Source organism: Sphingomonas sp. CFBP 13728, assembly GCF_014841895.1.
Taxonomy (GTDB): domain Bacteria; phylum Pseudomonadota; class Alphaproteobacteria; order Sphingomonadales; family Sphingomonadaceae; genus Sphingomonas.
The window spans coordinates 107,497-122,049 of the sequence record NZ_JACYUS010000002.1 but is presented as its reverse complement, the minus strand read 5'-3'; the positions used below and the strand labels follow the sequence as shown (position 1 = coordinate 122,049).

Below are 14,553 nucleotides of genomic sequence, written 5' to 3'. Positions count from 1 at the left end.
TCGCCGGGGTGGTAGTTACTTATAGAGCGGTTAACTTACGCCCCAGCCGCCTTCAGCGCCTTCTCCATCTGATCCCAGCTCACGACCTGATCGAGCTTCTTGTCGTTGATCAGGAACGTCGGCGTGCCCGTGACCGTCCCGGCCTGCATCGCGTTCTCGGTCGGCTTGGCCATCACTTCGAGCTGCTTCTGATCCGCGAGGCACGCACGCGCCTTCGCCTCCGGGATCCCGCGCTGCTTGACGAAATCGATCGCGCCCATCTGCTCGGCGAGCTTGGTGGCGACGACCGTGGGCGGCTGGTTGGCGAGCGCCTTCTGCTGGTCGGGGGTCATCGCCTGGAGCTTGTCGAGGAAGGCGATCTGGTTGCCGTACATCTGCTCGAGGATCGGGAAGAACGGTGCGACGCCGCCGCACTGGCCGAGCAGGGTCAGCGCGACGTCGGGCGCACCGTGGACGAGGAAGTCGCGGAATTCGAAGCTGACTTTCCCGGTCGAGACATACTTCTCGGTCAGCGGCTTGTAGGCTTCGCGACCGAACGCGCCACAGGTCGGGCACGAGCGTGCGCCGTATTCGACGAGCTTGATCGGCGCGTTCGGGTTGCCCATCAGGTAACCCTCGGGGGTCTTTACGACGGTCTCGGTCCAGTTCTGGCCGGCGGGGGCTGCGGCGGCTGCTACCGGCGCGGCGGCGGGCTGGTCGACGTTGCCGGTCGAATCGTTCTTCGAGCAGGCGGCGAGCGCGAGCGGCAGGACGGCGAGGGCGATTACGAACTTCATGCTGTTACTCCAGTGGATCACTTGGCGCCTGCCTTGCGGAGCGCGGGTTCGAGCTGTTCCCAGCCGACATGGGGTACGATCTTGCCGTTGAGATAGAAGGTCGGCGTCGAGTCGATCTCCTTGGGCGCGTCGGCGGTCAGTTTGACGATGCGGTCGATCTCGGGCTGGTTGGCGAAGCACGCGTTTATCGCGGCGTCCGAGAGCCCGCGTGCCTTGATCATCGCGGTCAGGCCGGAGCCGTCGGCGTTGGCGCGGACCTGTGCCGCCGCCGGGTACATGGCGAGGCGGGCGGCGTTGCCTTGCTGATATTCGATCCCCCGCTCGAGCCATTGCGGCTGTGCGGCGAAGATCGCGGACGAGGTGGCGGAGAAGCCCTTCGGGCCGGTGCAGCGGGCGAGGATTGCCGCTGCCAGATCGAGCCGGTCGCGGATGAAGTGGCGGAATTCGAGGCTGGTCGAGCCCGATGCGATCATCTGGCGCTTCAGCACGGGTTCGGATTTTACCGAGAAGTCGGCGCAGTGCGAGCAGGTGTAGCTGGCATATTCGACGAGCTTCACGCGGGCGGCGGGGTTGCCGATCAGGTACGCGCCCGAGGGGAGGATGCGCGCGGTTTGCGACCAGTCGCGCTTGGGCGCGGCGCCGGTCAGGAGGAAGAGGGCGAAGACGGCAAAGAGGACGCGCATCAATTGATCCTGGGAAGGCCATGCGTCGAGGCGACGCCGGCGGCAAGGGATTCGAGGACGGCGCGCAGTTCCGGATCGGCGATGCCCTTCAGGCTCATACCGAGATCGACGGGGAGCGGGCGGATCGAAGGCGGCGCCTTGCGTGGGACGGGTGCGGCGACCTCGCCCTGGCGGATCGCGACCTTCACGATCGCTGCGTAACCGAAGAAGCGGTTCACGCGCTCGATAATCTCGGGGGCGATGTGCTGCATCATCGGGGCGTGCGCGCCGCGGACGGTAAGGGTCAGGACGCCGTCCTGTTTCTTGCCGACCGGGAAGCGGATCGATTCGGGAATGCTCGCGCCCGCCAGTTTCGCGCCGACGATCTCGGGCCAGCGGCTGACGATCGACGACTGGACGAAGCCGAATCGCCGGAATGCCGCGCCGCCGATCGCGGGCAACAGCTCGGCGACCGCGCGCGAGCGGTTCTCACGCGGGGCGTCGGGGTCGGTCCTGCCTTTCACGCGCTTCGTCGCCGGCTTGGGCGTCGCAGGTTTAGGCACAGAAACGGGCGGCTTGCTCATCTGCGAACCCATGCCATAGGCGACGCGTGAACGCCAAGCGCTCTTCGGTCTCAGGGGCCCTGCTCGACTGGTATGACGCGCATCGACGCGACCTGCCGTGGCGCGCGAAGCCGGGCGAGGCGGTCGATCCGTACCGGGTGTGGCTGTCCGAGGTAATGTTGCAGCAGACGACGGTGGCCGCGGTGACGCCGCGGTTCCTCGCGTGGACCGCGCGGTGGCCGGATTTCGCGAGTCTGGCGGCGGCGGATGACGCCGATGTGATGGCGGCTTGGGCTGGGCTCGGGTATTATGCTCGGGCGCGCAATCTGGTGAAGGCGGCGAAAGCTGTGGTCGCCGAGCATGGCGGCGTGTTTCCGCGGACCGAGGTGGAGCTGCGCGCGCTGCCGGGGCTCGGCGCATATACTGCGGCAGCGGTGGCGGCGATCGCGTTTGGCGAGCGCGCCGTGGTGGTCGATGCGAATGTCGAGCGGGTGGTCGCGCGGCTGTTCGCGATTCAGACGCCTTTGCCGACTGCGCGACCGGCGATTCGGGTGGCGGCGGACTCGATCACGCCGGATGCTCGGGCGGGGGATTTCGCGCAGGCGATGATGGATCTGGGGTCGGGGATCTGCACGACGCGCGCGCCGAAATGCCTGCTGTGTCCGATCCGCGCGTTTTGCGAAGGCTTCAAGCAGGGCGCGCCCGAACGGTTGCCGGTGAAGGCGAAGAAGGCGGCCAAGCCTCAGCGGTACGGGACGATATTCTGGCTGGAGCGCGACGGGCAGGTTTTGCTGGTGCGGCGGCCGGACAAGGGTTTGCTCGGCGGGATGCGGGCGTTTCCGACCGGGCCTTGGGGTGATGTTCCCCCCGGTTTCGAGGATGCACCGGCGCAGGCGGATTGGCGGATGTTGGACGTCACCGTCGCGCATGGATTTACGCATTTCGACCTGCAACTGACGCTTGCGGTGGCGACGGTCGAGGCGCATCAACCGCGCGTTCCAACGGCAAGCGAATGGTGGCCGATCGACGAGCTGGATACCGCCGGCCTCCCGACCGTTTTCGCCAAGGCCGGTAAAGCCATTCGGAACGGGGCCATACGGAGAGCTGCATGAAACTGGTGCACTGGATTTCGACTGGCGGACTTGCCGCATTGGCTGCCGCCACGGCCTATGCCCAGCAGGCGCAACCGCGTCCGCAAATGAGACCGCAGGCTCGGCCGACGCCGCGGATGACGATCCCGGTCAACGTGCTGCTGCCTGCCACGTCCGCGCTGTTCGACAGCTATGTCGCGCAGAACAAAATGCCGGGGATCGTCGGCGCCTTTGGTGCTGGCGATGGTCCCACGCTGTTCCCGTCCGCGGGTAAGATCAGCGACGACCCGAACGCGCCCGCCGCCGGCCCCGATTCGCTGTGGCGCGTCTATTCGATGTCCAAGCCGATCACCGGCATGTCGGCGATGATGCTCGTCGAGGACGGCAAGCTTAACCTCGACGATCCGGTCAGCAAATACATCCCCGCGTTCAAGGACATGAAGGTCGCGACCAGCCCCGACACGTCGCTTGCCACGCGCCCGGCGGCGCGGCCGATCACGATCCGCAACCTGCTGACGCATACCGCCGGTCTCGGCTACACGATCATCACCAAGGGGCCGCTGCTCAAGGAGTATGAGCGGCTCGGCATCCTGCCGCTGTCGGTCAGCGCGGCGATGGAAGAGAAGATGCGGCCCGTCCGGCCGAAGTCGCTGGAGGAATTCGCCAACCGCGTCGCGACGCTGCCGCTGATCGCCGATCCTGGCACCAAGTGGAGCTATTCAATCGGGCTCGATGTGATGGGCCGCGTGATCGAGGTCGCGAGCGGCATGAGCTTCGAGCGGTTCGTCCAGACGCGGCTGTTCGATCCGCTGAAGATGCGGTCGAGCTTCTGGCAGGTGCCGCAGAGCGAGGTCGGCCGGCTGGCGACCAACTACGCGTTCGTCGGCGACACGCGGACGCCACTCGATCCTGCGGCGAACTCGGTGTTCCTCCAGAAGCCGAGCTTTCCGTATGGTGGCGCTGGCCTGGTGATGTCGGCGCGCGATTACGATCGGTTCCTGCACATGATCCAGGACGGCGGCACGCTCGACGGCGTGCGCGTGATGAAGTCCGAGACGATCGCGCTGGCGACGTCGAACCTGTTGCCGGCGGGTGTGACCTATGGCGGCGTGAGCGGTGGTACCGGTGGCACGAAGGGCAGCAACATGGGCTTTGGTGCGGGCGGATCGGTCGTGCTCGAAACGACGCCCAACGGGCCGGGCAAGGGCACCTATGCCTGGGGCGGCGCGGCGGGGACGATTGCGTGGGTCGATCCGCTTAAGCGGTCGCGCGGCAATGTGATGGTCAACTACTTCCCCGCGGACCGCATTCCGCTGCGGGAGCAGGTGGTCGCGGCGTTGATGCAGGATGCGGCGAGGTTGCGCCGATGAGCGTGATGGAGGCACCTGGGTTCACCGGCGGGATGCTCGACCGGTCGGATGCTTTGCGGCACGATCCGGAAGGGTTGGCGGCGGCCCAGCGCGACTGGCGTGCACGGTTGCTGGTGCTCGATGGGTTGCTGCCGGGCACGACCGACGACGGGCATCTCGCCTGGACGTCGATGGCGGATATGCCGGACGATGCCGAGCCGATCCTGCTTGGGCTCGACGAGAGCGGAAGGCCGCATTTCGCGGCGTTGCTGGCGGGCATGCGTGTCGACAATGCGCCAGCGATGCGGTCGCCTGCGCTGATGGCGGTGCTGGCCGCGCTCGCGCCGGGTGAGGCGGCGACCTACGCTGGCGCGCGCAGTGTCATCGACTGGCATGTCCGGCATGGGTTCTGCGCGAAGTGCGGATCGCCGACCGAGATGTTCCGCGCCGGGTGGGCGCGGAAGTGCCCGAACTGCGGGACCGAGCATTTCCCGCGGGTCGATCCGGTGGTGATCATGATCGCCGAGCATGACGGGCGTGCGCTCCTCGGGCGTGGCAAGGGGTGGCCGCCGGGCCGGTATTCCGCGCTTGCGGGCTTCGTGGAGCCGGCCGAGTCGATCGAGGAGGCGGTTGCGCGCGAGATTCTCGAGGAGTCGGGCGTGCGGGTCGGCGAGGTGCGGTATGTCGCGAGCCAGCCCTGGCCGTTTCCATCTTCGCTGATGATGGCGTGCGTCGCGGAGGCGGAGGACGATGCGATCACGCTCGATGTGAACGAGCTCGAGGACGCGATGTGGGTGCCGCGCGAGATGGTGCGCGCGGTGTTGCGTGGTGAGGAGGGGCCGTTCGTAGCGCCGCCGCCTTATGCGATCGCGTATACACTGCTGAAGGAATGGGCGGGGGAATAGGTCGCGCGCCCCCCGCATGCACCACCCCGGCGGAGGCCGGGGCCCAATTGGAGAGGTCGCAGTAACGATGCGCAGCCCTCCGTTACCACCGTCCCCCAATTGGGCCCCGGCCTTCGCCGGGGTGGTGTCTTAAGCGGGAGCGGTTTGCGGCCTGATTACGCGGCGATCTTCAGTTCCTGCATCACGTCCGCGGTGATCGACAGGCTCCGCTTGCGGGCCTCGTGGTCGTAGATCGCGCTGGTCACCATGACCTCGTCGACGCCGGTCCGCTCGACGAACGCCGCGATGCCGCGCGCGACCTTGGCCGCGCTGCCGACCGCCGAGCATTGCAGCACATGGTCGAGGATCTGGTTGCCCTGCGCGCCGAGCGACTCGCGATAGCCGGCGAGAGGCGGCTTCATCTGACCTGGGTTGCCGGTGCGTAGTGCCACGAACGACTGTTGCTGCGAGGTGGCGAGCAGTTCGGCTTCCGCGTCGGTCTCGGCTGCGAACACGTTGAAGCCGGCCATGACGTGCGGCTTCGCAAGCCGCGCCGATGGACGGAAATCACGACGGTAGATGGCTAGTGCGGCATCGAGCGCATCGGGCGCGAAGTGCGAAGCGAACGCGTAGGGCAGGCCGAGTGCCGCCGCCAGCTGCGCGCCGAACGTGCTGGAACCGAGGATCCACATCTCGACGTCCGCACCTGCGCCCGGGGTCGCGACGATGCCGGTCTGGCCGTCATTGGCGAAGTAGCTCTGGAGCTCCATCACGTCCTGCGGGAAGGCGTTGGCGTCGGTTTCCAGCGTGCGGCGCATCGCGCGGGCGACGCGCTGGTCGGAACCGGGCGCGCGGCCGAGGCCCAGGTCGATGCGACCGGGGAAGAGTGCGTCGAGCGTGCCGAACTGCTCGGCGATCGTCAGCGGGGCGTGGTTGGGGAGCATGATGCCGCCCGAGCCGACGCGGATGGTATTCGTGGCGGCGGCGATGTGCGCGATCACGACGGCGGTCGCGGCCGACGCGATGCCGGTCATGCCGTGGTGCTCGGCGACCCAGTAGCGCTGGAACCCGACGCTCTCGGCGTGCCGCGCGAGGTCGGCCGCGTTGGCGAGCGATTGGGAGACGGTGCCGCCTTCGATGACGGGGACCAGATCGAGCAGGGAATAGCGTGTCATGCGGCAGAGATAGGTACCGAGCGGTAGCTTATCCAGCTTTTTGACGAATCGACCCGTAATCCTTCCCCGCAAGGGGGAGGATGAGGGGCCGGCTCTCAGAACCCCAGGCTGTACCGCATCGCCATGCCGTAATCGTTCGGGAGGGCGGCGAAGTTGCCGGGGTCGCGGCGGAAGAACAGGTTGGTGTCCAGGCCACCGCCGAGTGCGGGGACGCCGTAGCGGAGTTCAATGTCGAGTTCGCGGCCTTGCGGGGCGAGGTTGAGGCGTTGGGTCGTCCAGTTGGTGACGGTACCGGACGTGTAATCGTAATAGGTCGGGAGCCCGAGGTCGATGCCGCCGCGGGCAACGCGCAACGGTTGCGCGATGCGGAGGCCGATGCTGTCGTGGGCGAACACGCCGTCCTTGCCGATGTCGGCCGCAAAGGCGTTGGTGCGGACGAGGCCGTCGCCGCCGAGACCGCCGCGCACCGCCGCGCGGGTCCAGCCCTGGCGCATCGACCCGCCGATGCTCCAGCCGGCGCCGGCATCGAACCGTGCCTTGGTATCGACGAACCACGTTGCCGCGCGAGTCGCGCCGAGCGCTGCGTCGAAGTGCGCGCCGAGAACGGTGTCGCGCTCGTCCATCCGCGTCGCGGCGACCATCGTAGAGAGCGCGCCGAAGCGGCGGTCGACGGTCAGCGAGGCGCGGTTGTAGCCGGAGCGCTGCCAGCGGTCGCGCAGGCGGAGGTCGCCGTCACGCTGCGTCAGGACGTCGCCAGTCTCGATACCCGCGGTGAAGCCGAACCCCCCGAAGCTCTGCCGCATCGCGCTCGACGCTCGCGTGTTGCTGTCGAAGCCCAGGCCGCCGGTGTTGGCGATCAGGAAGGCGGGTTCGGACTGGCCCGATAGCTGTGCGCTGAGCGCGCCCGAGCCTTGCGCGAAGCCGAACCCGAACGAGAGCGTGCTGCCGAGCTTCTGTGTCACCATTCCGGCGATCGCGCGTGCGCTGGTCGCGTCGGCGGTGGAGAGCGAGGTGCGATCGAGCGCTACGTCGCCGTTGGCGCGCGGGGCGAGCGTCATCGAGACGGTCATGCCGCCTTGCGCCAGCGCGACGGTGCGGAATCGCGACTGGAGCGCGCCGCCCAGCGAGCGTTCCGGGCTGCGGCGCGCGATCGTCTTGGCGAGGTCGATCGCGAACGCGCGGCTGTAGCCGTCGAGGATCACCGCGCCGAGTTCGCCCTGCACGGCGTCGCCCATGGGGGCGGACAGCGTCGCGTTGCCGCTTGTCGAGACCACCGCCTTCGAGCCCGCCACGGAGGTCGTCCCGATCGGCTGGAAGGCGCGGGTCAGGTCGAGCACGCCGTTGCCATAGATCGCGTCGACCCCCGGTGCGCCGGCATCGCGCGCGCTCTTGAACAGGATGTCGACGATCTGCGCGCCGGATAGGTTGGGGAAGGCCTGTGCGAGCAACGCGACCGCGCCCGAGATTTGCGGCGCCGCGAACGAGGTGCCGGACCACAGATACGCTGTGTCGGTCGCGTCGGGCGCGCGGACGCTTTCGCCGACCGCCGTGAGGAAGTGCGTCGCACTGCTGCCGGCCCGGTCGCTGAACGTCGAGATGCCGTCGCCGGACCCGACCGATCCTGCAATGATGACCTGGTTGCGCGCCTGCGCTTCGCCCGCGACGTTGGTGAACGGATCCGGGTTGGCCGAGCCGTCATTACCTGCCGCGATCACGACGACGAGACCCGCCGCGGTGGCGCGGCCGATCGCGTCCCTCAGGGTCTGCGGCATGTCGGACCCACCGAGCGAGATGTTGACGACCTTCGCACCCGCCACGCGTGCGGCATCGAGGCCGCGCGTGATCGCGTCAGTGCCGAACTTGCAGCCGCTGCTCTCGTCGTCCTTGCTCGCGGTAGCGCAAGTGCCCGGACGATCCGCGCGCATCACGATCAGCGTGGCGTCGAACGCCACGCCATGCGACCCCGCTCCGTTGCGCCGCCCTGCCAGCGTAAAGGCCACCGCGGTGCCGTGCCCGCCCTCGTCGTCGATCGTGCTGTTGCCGGCGACATCCTGCGATGCCGAGGAGACGCGGGAGCCGAATTCCTGGCTCTGCAGGTCGATGCCGCTGTCGATCACGCCGACGTTGACGCCCCTGCCAGTCGCGCCGACGTTATAGGCGGCGAGCGCGTTCATCGAGACGGCGCCGACGGTGGCACGGTATTCGGCAGTGTCGTTTGTAGAAGGTGCCGGCGTGGGCGTCGGCGTGGGAGCAGGGGGTGGCGTCGGCGTAGGGGCCGGAGTTGGCGCGGGAGACGGCGCTGCTGGTGGGGTCGGGGTGCTGTTGATGCCGCCGCCGCCGCCGCCGCACGCCGCGAGCAGGACCGTCGTCCCCAATGCCGCCGACCGCAATAGGCCAGCTCTTACGCCGTACATCAACGTCACCCCTTTTGTGATCTTGATAACCTATTGGAATTGAAAGCGTTGAGCGATCGTAAACATTGGCCTGGACCGCGCCGGGGACAGAGCCGGCTTGTCGTCTAGCGACGCTCTGCGTAGAGGTTCCGATCGATGCTTGCCCGCCTTGACCCCCGCCTCGACCATGTCCGCAACTGGATCTTCGATCTCGACAACACGCTGTACCCGGCGAGCGCGGACCTGTTCGCGCAGGTCGATGCGCGGATGACCGGGTTCATTCAGGATCTGCTCGGGCTCGAGCATGACGAGGCGCGGCGCGTGCAGAAGGGGTATTTCCACAATCACGGCACGACGCTGTCGGGGTTGATGGCCGAGCATCATGTCGATCCGCACGCGTTCCTGGCGCATGTCCACGACATCGAGATGGACGTGTTGGAGCACGACGCGCCGCTGGTCGCCGCGATCGCGAAGCTGCCGGGGCGCAAACTCGTCTTCACCAATGGCGACAAGCCGTATGCGCTGAAGATCCTCGACCGGCTCGGGCTGGGTGAGAGCTTCGAGGCGATCCATGACATCCATGCGATGGACCTGATGCCGAAGCCGCATGCGTCCGCCTATGCCGGGTTCTGCGCCGCATTCGATATCGACCCGCGGGAGTCGCTGTTCGCGGACGACATGGCGCGCAACCTGACGCCGGCCAAGGCGATCGGGATGACCACCGTGTGGATCGACAACGGCTCCGAGCAGTCGCCCGACGCGGCGCGCGATCACATCGATTTCATCGTGCCGGTGCTCGCGCCGTGGCTCGAAACCATCCTGGAGACATCATGACCTTGCAGACCATCATCGACGCCGCCTGGGACGACCGCGCGAACCTCGGCCTCGATACCAAGGGCGAAGTTCGCGACGCCGTCGAGTCCGCGCTGGCGATGCTGGACGCAGGGACCGCGCGCGTTGCCGAGCCGACCGCTGATGGCTGGCAGGTCAACCAGTGGTTGAAGAAGGCCGTGCTGCTCTCGTTCCGGCTCAACGACAACGTCGTGATCGACGGCGGTTCGGCGGGGTCCCCGGGGTTCGACAAGGTGCCGTCGAAGTTCTCGAGCTGGGGCGAGGCGGAGTTCCGCTCAGCGGGCATCCGCGTCGTGCCGGGCGCGGTCGCTCGCCGCGGGAGCTTCATCGCCAAGGGCGCGATCCTGATGCCGAGTTTCGTCAACATCGGCGCCTATGTCGGCGAGGGGACGATGGTCGACGCCTGGGCGACGGTCGGGTCGTGCGCGCAGATCGGCAAGAACGTGCATCTGTCGGGCGGCGCCGGCATCGGCGGCGTGCTCGAGCCGTTGCAGGCCGATCCGGTCATCATTGGCGACGGTGCCTTCATCGGTGCGCGCGCGGAAGTCGCCGAGGGCGTTCGCGTCGGCGAGGGCGCGGTGTTGTCGATGGGCGTGTATCTCGGCGCCTCGACCAAGATCATCGATCGCGCGACCGGCGAAGTGTTCAAGGGCGAAGTGCCACCGTACGCGGTCGTCGTGCCGGGCTCGATCGGTGGCGGGGACGGCAAGCCGGCGTTGTACTGCGCGGTGATCGTCAAGCGCGTGGATGCGCAGACGCGCTCTAAGACCAGCATTAACGATCTGCTGCGGGACTGACGGCGCGCGCCCCACGTCTCGTCCCGGCGAGGCTCGTGTCGGGTCGACAACGACGCGGACGCTGCCTATCCGGGACGAAACATACCGAGGAGAAATATTTTGACCGCTGCCGCCAGCCAGGTTCTCGACCGCGTTCTCGTCCTCGAAATGGTCCGCGTGACCGAAGCAGCGGCGATCGCCGCCTCCACGCTCGTCGGGCGCGGCGACGAGAAGGCAGCGGATGCGGCCGCGGTCGAGGCGATGCGCGAGGCGCTCAACTCGCTGTACATGGACGGCACGGTCGTGATCGGCGAGGGCGAGCGCGACGAGGCCCCGATGCTCTTCATCGGCGAGAAGGTCGGCTCGGCGATCGGCAAGGGCCCGAAGATCGACATCGCGCTCGATCCGCTCGAAGGCACGACGATCTGCGCGACCGCGGGGCCGAACAGCCTCGCCGTGCTGGCAATCGCCGAAGAGGGCGGGCTGCTCAACGCGCCCGACGTCTACATGGACAAGATCGCGGTCGGGCCGGGCTATCCCGAGGGCATCATCGATCTCGACAAGACGCCGACCGAGAACATCAACGCCGTCGCCGCCGCAAAGGGCGTGCCGGCGCGCGACCTGATCGTGTGCGTGCTCGATCGGCCGCGTCACGAGGCGCTGATCGCCGAGCTCCGGAAAGTCGGCTGCGGGATCATGCTGATCGGTGACGGCGACGTTGCCGGCGTGATTGCCACGTCGGATCCAGAGACCACGGTCGACGTGTACATGGGCTCCGGCGGCGCGCCCGAGGGCGTGCTGGCATGCGCGGCGCTGCGCTGCGTCGGCGGGCAGTTCAAGGGGCGGTTGCTGTTCCGCAACGACGACGAGCGTGGGCGCGCGGCGAAGTGGGGGATCACCGATCTCGACAAGCAGTATGACCTTTCGGAACTGGCGAAGGGCGACTGCATCTTTGCGGCGACCGGGGTTACGGATGGGTCGCTGTTGGCTGGCGTGAAGCGGAAGAAGGGCAAGATGACCACCGAGAGCGTGGTGATGCGGGCGTCTTCGGGGACGGTGCGCTGGGTTAAGGGTGAGCATCGGACGGATTGATCTGGCGACCATGCCAGTTGCAAAGTAAGCTCCACCCCGGCGAAGGCCGGGGCCCAATTGGAACGTCCGGAGTAACTAAGCGCAACGCTCCGTTAGCGACCTCCCCCAATTGGGCCCCGGCCTCCGCCGGGGTGGGGCACTTTGCTAGGGCAGGGGACTGACCAAGTATTGTGTCCCCGCGAAGGCGGGGACACAGACTGGGCTCCCGCCTTCGCGGAAGAACAAGGAAGTAGAGCGGTGAAGGGGTGGGAGGTGGAAGTGTCAGCATGATCCTTCCCAACACTCTCCTCCTCGCCATCCTCATGAGCCTAGTCTGGTTCCTCAAGGGCGACCTCTTCGGCTATCGCCGCATCAAGCGGCTCCCCGACACCGCCTCGCGCCAAAAAACCTACCGCCTGTGGATTGCCAAGGCCGCGATCGCGTTCGTCCTGCCGGCGATCATCGGGCTGGCGCTGCTCGGCAGGCTCGATGCCATCGTCACCGTCCCCCCTGAGTTCGACGCCCTCCGCAGTCTCCTGCCAAGCCTCGCCGGCGACAGCCGCGCGGAACTGCTCGGCATGATCGGTGGCAGCGCGTTCGGTGGCCTGATCATCGGCGCGGTGCTCGCGACGCGGGGCAACTGGCGGATCCTCAAGACGATCGGCAACGTCGGCTCGCTACTCCCGCGCAACCGGCCGGAGATCGCGCATGCCGCGGCCATGTCGATCGCGGCGGGCATCTCCGAGGAGCTCGTCTTCCGCCTGTTCCTGCCGCTGCTGGTCGCGCTCGTATCGGGCAGCGCGTTCGTCGCGTTCGGCGTCGCGGTGGCGGCGTTTGGCGCGATGCATCTGTATCAGGGACGGGCGGGCGTGATCGCGACCACGCTGGTCGGCGCGCTGATGGCGGCGGTGTATCTGATGACCGGGGAGCTGTGGCTGGCAATGGTCCTGCACGCGCTGATCGATCTCAACTCGCTGGCATTGCGGCCGATGCTGAGCGGAGCATGGCGCGCGGCTTGACTTCGTGCGCGTGGGTTCGTCCAATCGTTGCACGGTCCACGAAGGGAAATTCCATGTCGCGTCACGCCCTCCTGCTCGCGCTTGCAGTCACCGCAGCTGTCCCGGCCGCCACGCTCGCGCAGAACGCGCCGCAAACCGTGACCCAGTCGCCCTTCACCTTCGAGGAGGTGATGGTGCCGATGCGTGACGGCGCGAAGTTGCAGACGGTGATCATGCGGCCGCGCGGGATGACCGGGCCGCTGCCGATCCTGCTCCAGCGAACCCCCTACGGCGTGCCCGATGCGCCGTTTCCCACCGCCGATCGCTTCGGACCGTTGATGAAGGATGGCTATGTCTTCGTCTTCCAGTCGATGCGCGGGCGGTTCAAGTCGGACGGCGTCTTTACGCTGTCGACTGCGGTGCATCCGAACGATCCGAAAGCGGTCGACGAGGCTACGGACGCCTACGATACGGTCGCCTGGCTGGTGAAGAATGTCCCGGCCAACAGTGGCAAGGTCGGCATGTGGGGCGTGTCGTACCCCGGTTTCGCCGCCGCCGTCGCGTTGGCGAATCCACATCCGGCGTTAAAGGCAATGTCTCCGCAGGCTGCTTGGATCGATTACTGGCAGTCGGACGATCTCCACCGCAACGGCGCGCTGCGGTTGAGCTATGCGACCGACTGGGTGTCGTCGTTGCAGCTCGACAAGACGAAGAATTCCGACTTCGCATATTCGAGCGACACGTACGACTATTTCCTGAAGGCTGGGTCGGCGGAGGCGATCGATCGGACGGTGTTCAAGGGGCGCGTGCCGATGTTCACGTCGCTGCTCGATCACCCAAATCACGATGGGTTCTATACCGCGCAGCGCTGGACCGATTCGCTTGGCAAGACGACGGTGCCGACGCTGAACGTCGCGGGGTTCTGGGATCAGGAGGATCCTTGGGGCTCGTGGCAGATTTACGCCAAGCAGAAGCGCAACGATCCGAACCACCTCGCGCAGATGGTGGCGGGGCCGTGGCGGCATGGCGGGTGGCAGGGGGTGGCGGATCATCTCGGGCCGATCCCGCTTGGCACGGCGAGTGGCACGCAGTTCCAGGAGCAGATCCAGGCGCCGTTCTTTGCCTATTGGCTGCACGGTAAGGGGCCGCGGCCGGACTTTGCGGCGAAGATGTTCCAGTCTGGGTCTAACGTGTGGAAGACCTATGCCGCCTGGCCTCCGACGGGTGCGAAGACGAGCGAGTTGTATCTGCATGCGGACGGCAGCCTGTCGTTCACCGCGCCGGCCGCGGGTGAGGGATGTCGCGATTACGTCTCCGATCCGGCGAACCCGGTGCCGTTCCGCCGGCGACCGATGTCGGCGACCTATGCCAGCCCGGATTGGGCGTGGTGGGAGGCTGACGACCAGCGTTTCGTCGATCACCGGCCCGACGTGCTGGGGTATGTGTCGGAGCCTCTGACTGCCGACCTGACCGTGACGGGGGCGCTGTCGGCGACGTTGCAGGCGTCGACCAGCGGGACGGACGGCGATTTCGTGGTGAAGCTGATCGACGTGCTGCCCGACGATACCGAGTCGATGACGGGGCGTAGCCTGCAGCCGGGCGACTATGCCCGGACGCTCAACGGGTATCAGTTGCCGATTGCGATGGAGGTGCGGCGCGGGCGGTTCCTGGCGAGCGATACGGCGCCGCAGCCGCTGGTACCGGGGAAGGTGGTCGCGTGGGACGTGCCGCTGCGTGACCATGACCATGTGTTCAAGGCGGGGCACCGGATCATGGTGCAGATCCAGTCGAGCTGGTTCCCGATGATCGACCGCAACCCGCAGTCTTTCGTGCCGAACATCGGGCGGGCGAAGGCTGGGGATTACGTGAAGGCGACGCAGAAGGTTTGCGCGGGGTCGCGGATTACTCTGCCGGTTATGAGGTAAGAAGCTTGTTCTCCCGCGAAGGCGGGAGCCCAGACTGG

Annotated in this window: 13 protein-coding genes; 8 read left to right on the top strand and 5 right to left on the bottom strand. The window is 67.2% G+C overall.

The features are described 5' to 3' along the window. Positions 1-35 precede the first annotated feature (35 nt). From IFT67_RS09335 to IFT67_RS09325, 3 genes are read right to left on the bottom strand one after another with little or no spacing between them, the layout of a single operon-like run. Positions 36-776: a thioredoxin domain-containing protein gene (locus IFT67_RS09335; RefSeq protein WP_132895431.1), complete on the bottom strand. Its 741-nt coding sequence runs from the start codon at positions 774-776 to the stop codon at positions 36-38. Between the two features lie 17 nt (positions 777-793). Further along, positions 794-1,459, bottom strand: a complete 666-nt coding sequence (locus IFT67_RS09330) for a thioredoxin domain-containing protein (protein ID WP_192146775.1) — start codon at positions 1,457-1,459, stop codon at positions 794-796. After that, the gene (locus tag IFT67_RS09325) at positions 1,459-2,022 is read right to left on the bottom strand and encodes a DUF721 domain-containing protein (RefSeq protein ID WP_192146774.1); all 564 of its coding nucleotides are present in this window, start codon (positions 2,020-2,022) and stop codon (positions 1,459-1,461) included. The genes IFT67_RS09330 and IFT67_RS09325 overlap by 1 nt, the downstream gene beginning before the upstream one ends. Positions 2,023-2,048: 26 nt before the next feature. Here IFT67_RS09325 and IFT67_RS09320 point away from each other — a divergent pair, with 26 nt between their 5' ends. Genes IFT67_RS09320 through nudC form a run of 3 tightly spaced genes read left to right on the top strand, consistent with a single transcriptional unit; the run spans position 2,049 to position 5,346 of the window. Next, positions 2,049-3,113, top strand: a complete 1,065-nt coding sequence (locus tag IFT67_RS09320) for an A/G-specific adenine glycosylase (RefSeq protein WP_446740811.1) — start codon at positions 2,049-2,051, stop codon at positions 3,111-3,113. Continuing rightward, a complete protein-coding gene (locus IFT67_RS09315; protein ID WP_192146773.1) occupies positions 3,110-4,462 on the top strand; it encodes a serine hydrolase domain-containing protein in 1,353 nt (450 codons plus the stop codon). The genes IFT67_RS09320 and IFT67_RS09315 overlap by 4 nt, the downstream gene beginning before the upstream one ends. 5 nt (positions 4,463-4,467) lie before the next feature. Next, entirely contained in the window at positions 4,468-5,346 is an 879-nt protein-coding gene (gene nudC, locus IFT67_RS09310) for an NAD(+) diphosphatase (RefSeq protein ID WP_192238639.1), read from the top strand. Between the two features lie 155 nt (positions 5,347-5,501). Here the strand turns inward: nudC and IFT67_RS09305 are convergent, their stop codons facing one another. Both IFT67_RS09305 and IFT67_RS09300 read right to left on the bottom strand, forming a co-directional pair. After that, positions 5,502-6,500 carry an LLM class flavin-dependent oxidoreductase gene (locus tag IFT67_RS09305; protein WP_192146772.1) on the bottom strand — a complete coding sequence of 333 codons (999 nt, stop codon included), beginning with the start codon at positions 6,498-6,500 and terminating at the stop codon, positions 5,502-5,504. Positions 6,501-6,595: 95 nt separating this feature from the next. Further along, positions 6,596-8,914 carry a S8 family peptidase gene (locus IFT67_RS09300; RefSeq protein ID WP_192146771.1) on the bottom strand — a complete coding sequence of 773 codons (2,319 nt, stop codon included), beginning with the start codon at positions 8,912-8,914 and terminating at the stop codon, positions 6,596-6,598. 135 nt (positions 8,915-9,049) lie between these two features. On the opposite strand from IFT67_RS09300, the gene IFT67_RS09295 reads away from it, so the two are divergent. From IFT67_RS09295 to IFT67_RS09275, 5 genes are all read left to right on the top strand, one after another. Beyond that, positions 9,050-9,727: a pyrimidine 5'-nucleotidase gene (locus IFT67_RS09295; RefSeq protein ID WP_192146769.1), complete on the top strand. Its 678-nt coding sequence runs from the start codon at positions 9,050-9,052 to the stop codon at positions 9,725-9,727. Then, positions 9,724-10,542, top strand: a complete 819-nt coding sequence (gene dapD / locus IFT67_RS09290) for a 2,3,4,5-tetrahydropyridine-2,6-dicarboxylate N-succinyltransferase (protein WP_121904318.1) — start codon at positions 9,724-9,726, stop codon at positions 10,540-10,542. Before IFT67_RS09295 ends, dapD begins: the two co-directional genes overlap by 4 nt. A gap of 99 nt (positions 10,543-10,641) precedes the next feature. After that, the gene (glpX, locus tag IFT67_RS09285; RefSeq protein WP_107963207.1) at positions 10,642-11,613 is read left to right on the top strand and encodes a class II fructose-bisphosphatase; all 972 of its coding nucleotides are present in this window, start codon (positions 10,642-10,644) and stop codon (positions 11,611-11,613) included. A 266-nt stretch (positions 11,614-11,879) separates the two neighbouring features. Further along, positions 11,880-12,611, top strand: coding sequence for a CPBP family intramembrane glutamic endopeptidase (locus tag IFT67_RS09280; RefSeq protein WP_192146767.1), 732 nt, complete (start codon positions 11,880-11,882; stop codon positions 12,609-12,611). 53 nt (positions 12,612-12,664) lie between these two features. Next, entirely contained in the window at positions 12,665-14,515 is a 1,851-nt protein-coding gene (locus tag IFT67_RS09275) for a CocE/NonD family hydrolase (protein WP_192146765.1), read from the top strand. Positions 14,516-14,553: the final 38 nt, after the last annotated feature.

What these genes read in the sequence shown, in the direction of transcription:
- IFT67_RS09335 (WP_132895431.1), bottom strand. Translation starts at nt 776, where the DNA reads ATGAAGTTCGTAATCGCCCTCGCCGTCCTGCCGCTCGCGCTCGCCGCC.
- IFT67_RS09330 (WP_192146775.1), bottom strand. Translation starts at nt 1,459, where the DNA reads ATGCGCGTCCTCTTTGCCGTCTTCGCCCTCTTCCTCCTGACCGGCGCC.
- IFT67_RS09325 (WP_192146774.1), bottom strand. Translation starts at nt 2,022, where the DNA reads ATGAGCAAGCCGCCCGTTTCTGTGCCTAAACCTGCGACGCCCAAGCCG.
- IFT67_RS09315 (WP_192146773.1), top strand. Translation starts at nt 3,110, where the DNA reads ATGAAACTGGTGCACTGGATTTCGACTGGCGGACTTGCCGCATTGGCT.
- nudC (WP_192238639.1), top strand. Translation starts at nt 4,468, where the DNA reads ATGGAGGCACCTGGGTTCACCGGCGGGATGCTCGACCGGTCGGATGCT.
- IFT67_RS09305 (WP_192146772.1), bottom strand. Translation starts at nt 6,500, where the DNA reads ATGACACGCTATTCCCTGCTCGATCTGGTCCCCGTCATCGAAGGCGGC.
- IFT67_RS09300 (WP_192146771.1), bottom strand. Translation starts at nt 8,914, where the DNA reads ATGTACGGCGTAAGAGCTGGCCTATTGCGGTCGGCGGCATTGGGGACG.
- IFT67_RS09295 (WP_192146769.1), top strand. Translation starts at nt 9,050, where the DNA reads ATGCTTGCCCGCCTTGACCCCCGCCTCGACCATGTCCGCAACTGGATC.
- dapD (WP_121904318.1), top strand. Translation starts at nt 9,724, where the DNA reads ATGACCTTGCAGACCATCATCGACGCCGCCTGGGACGACCGCGCGAAC.
- IFT67_RS09280 (WP_192146767.1), top strand. Translation starts at nt 11,880, where the DNA reads ATGATCCTTCCCAACACTCTCCTCCTCGCCATCCTCATGAGCCTAGTC.
- IFT67_RS09275 (WP_192146765.1), top strand. Translation starts at nt 12,665, where the DNA reads ATGTCGCGTCACGCCCTCCTGCTCGCGCTTGCAGTCACCGCAGCTGTC.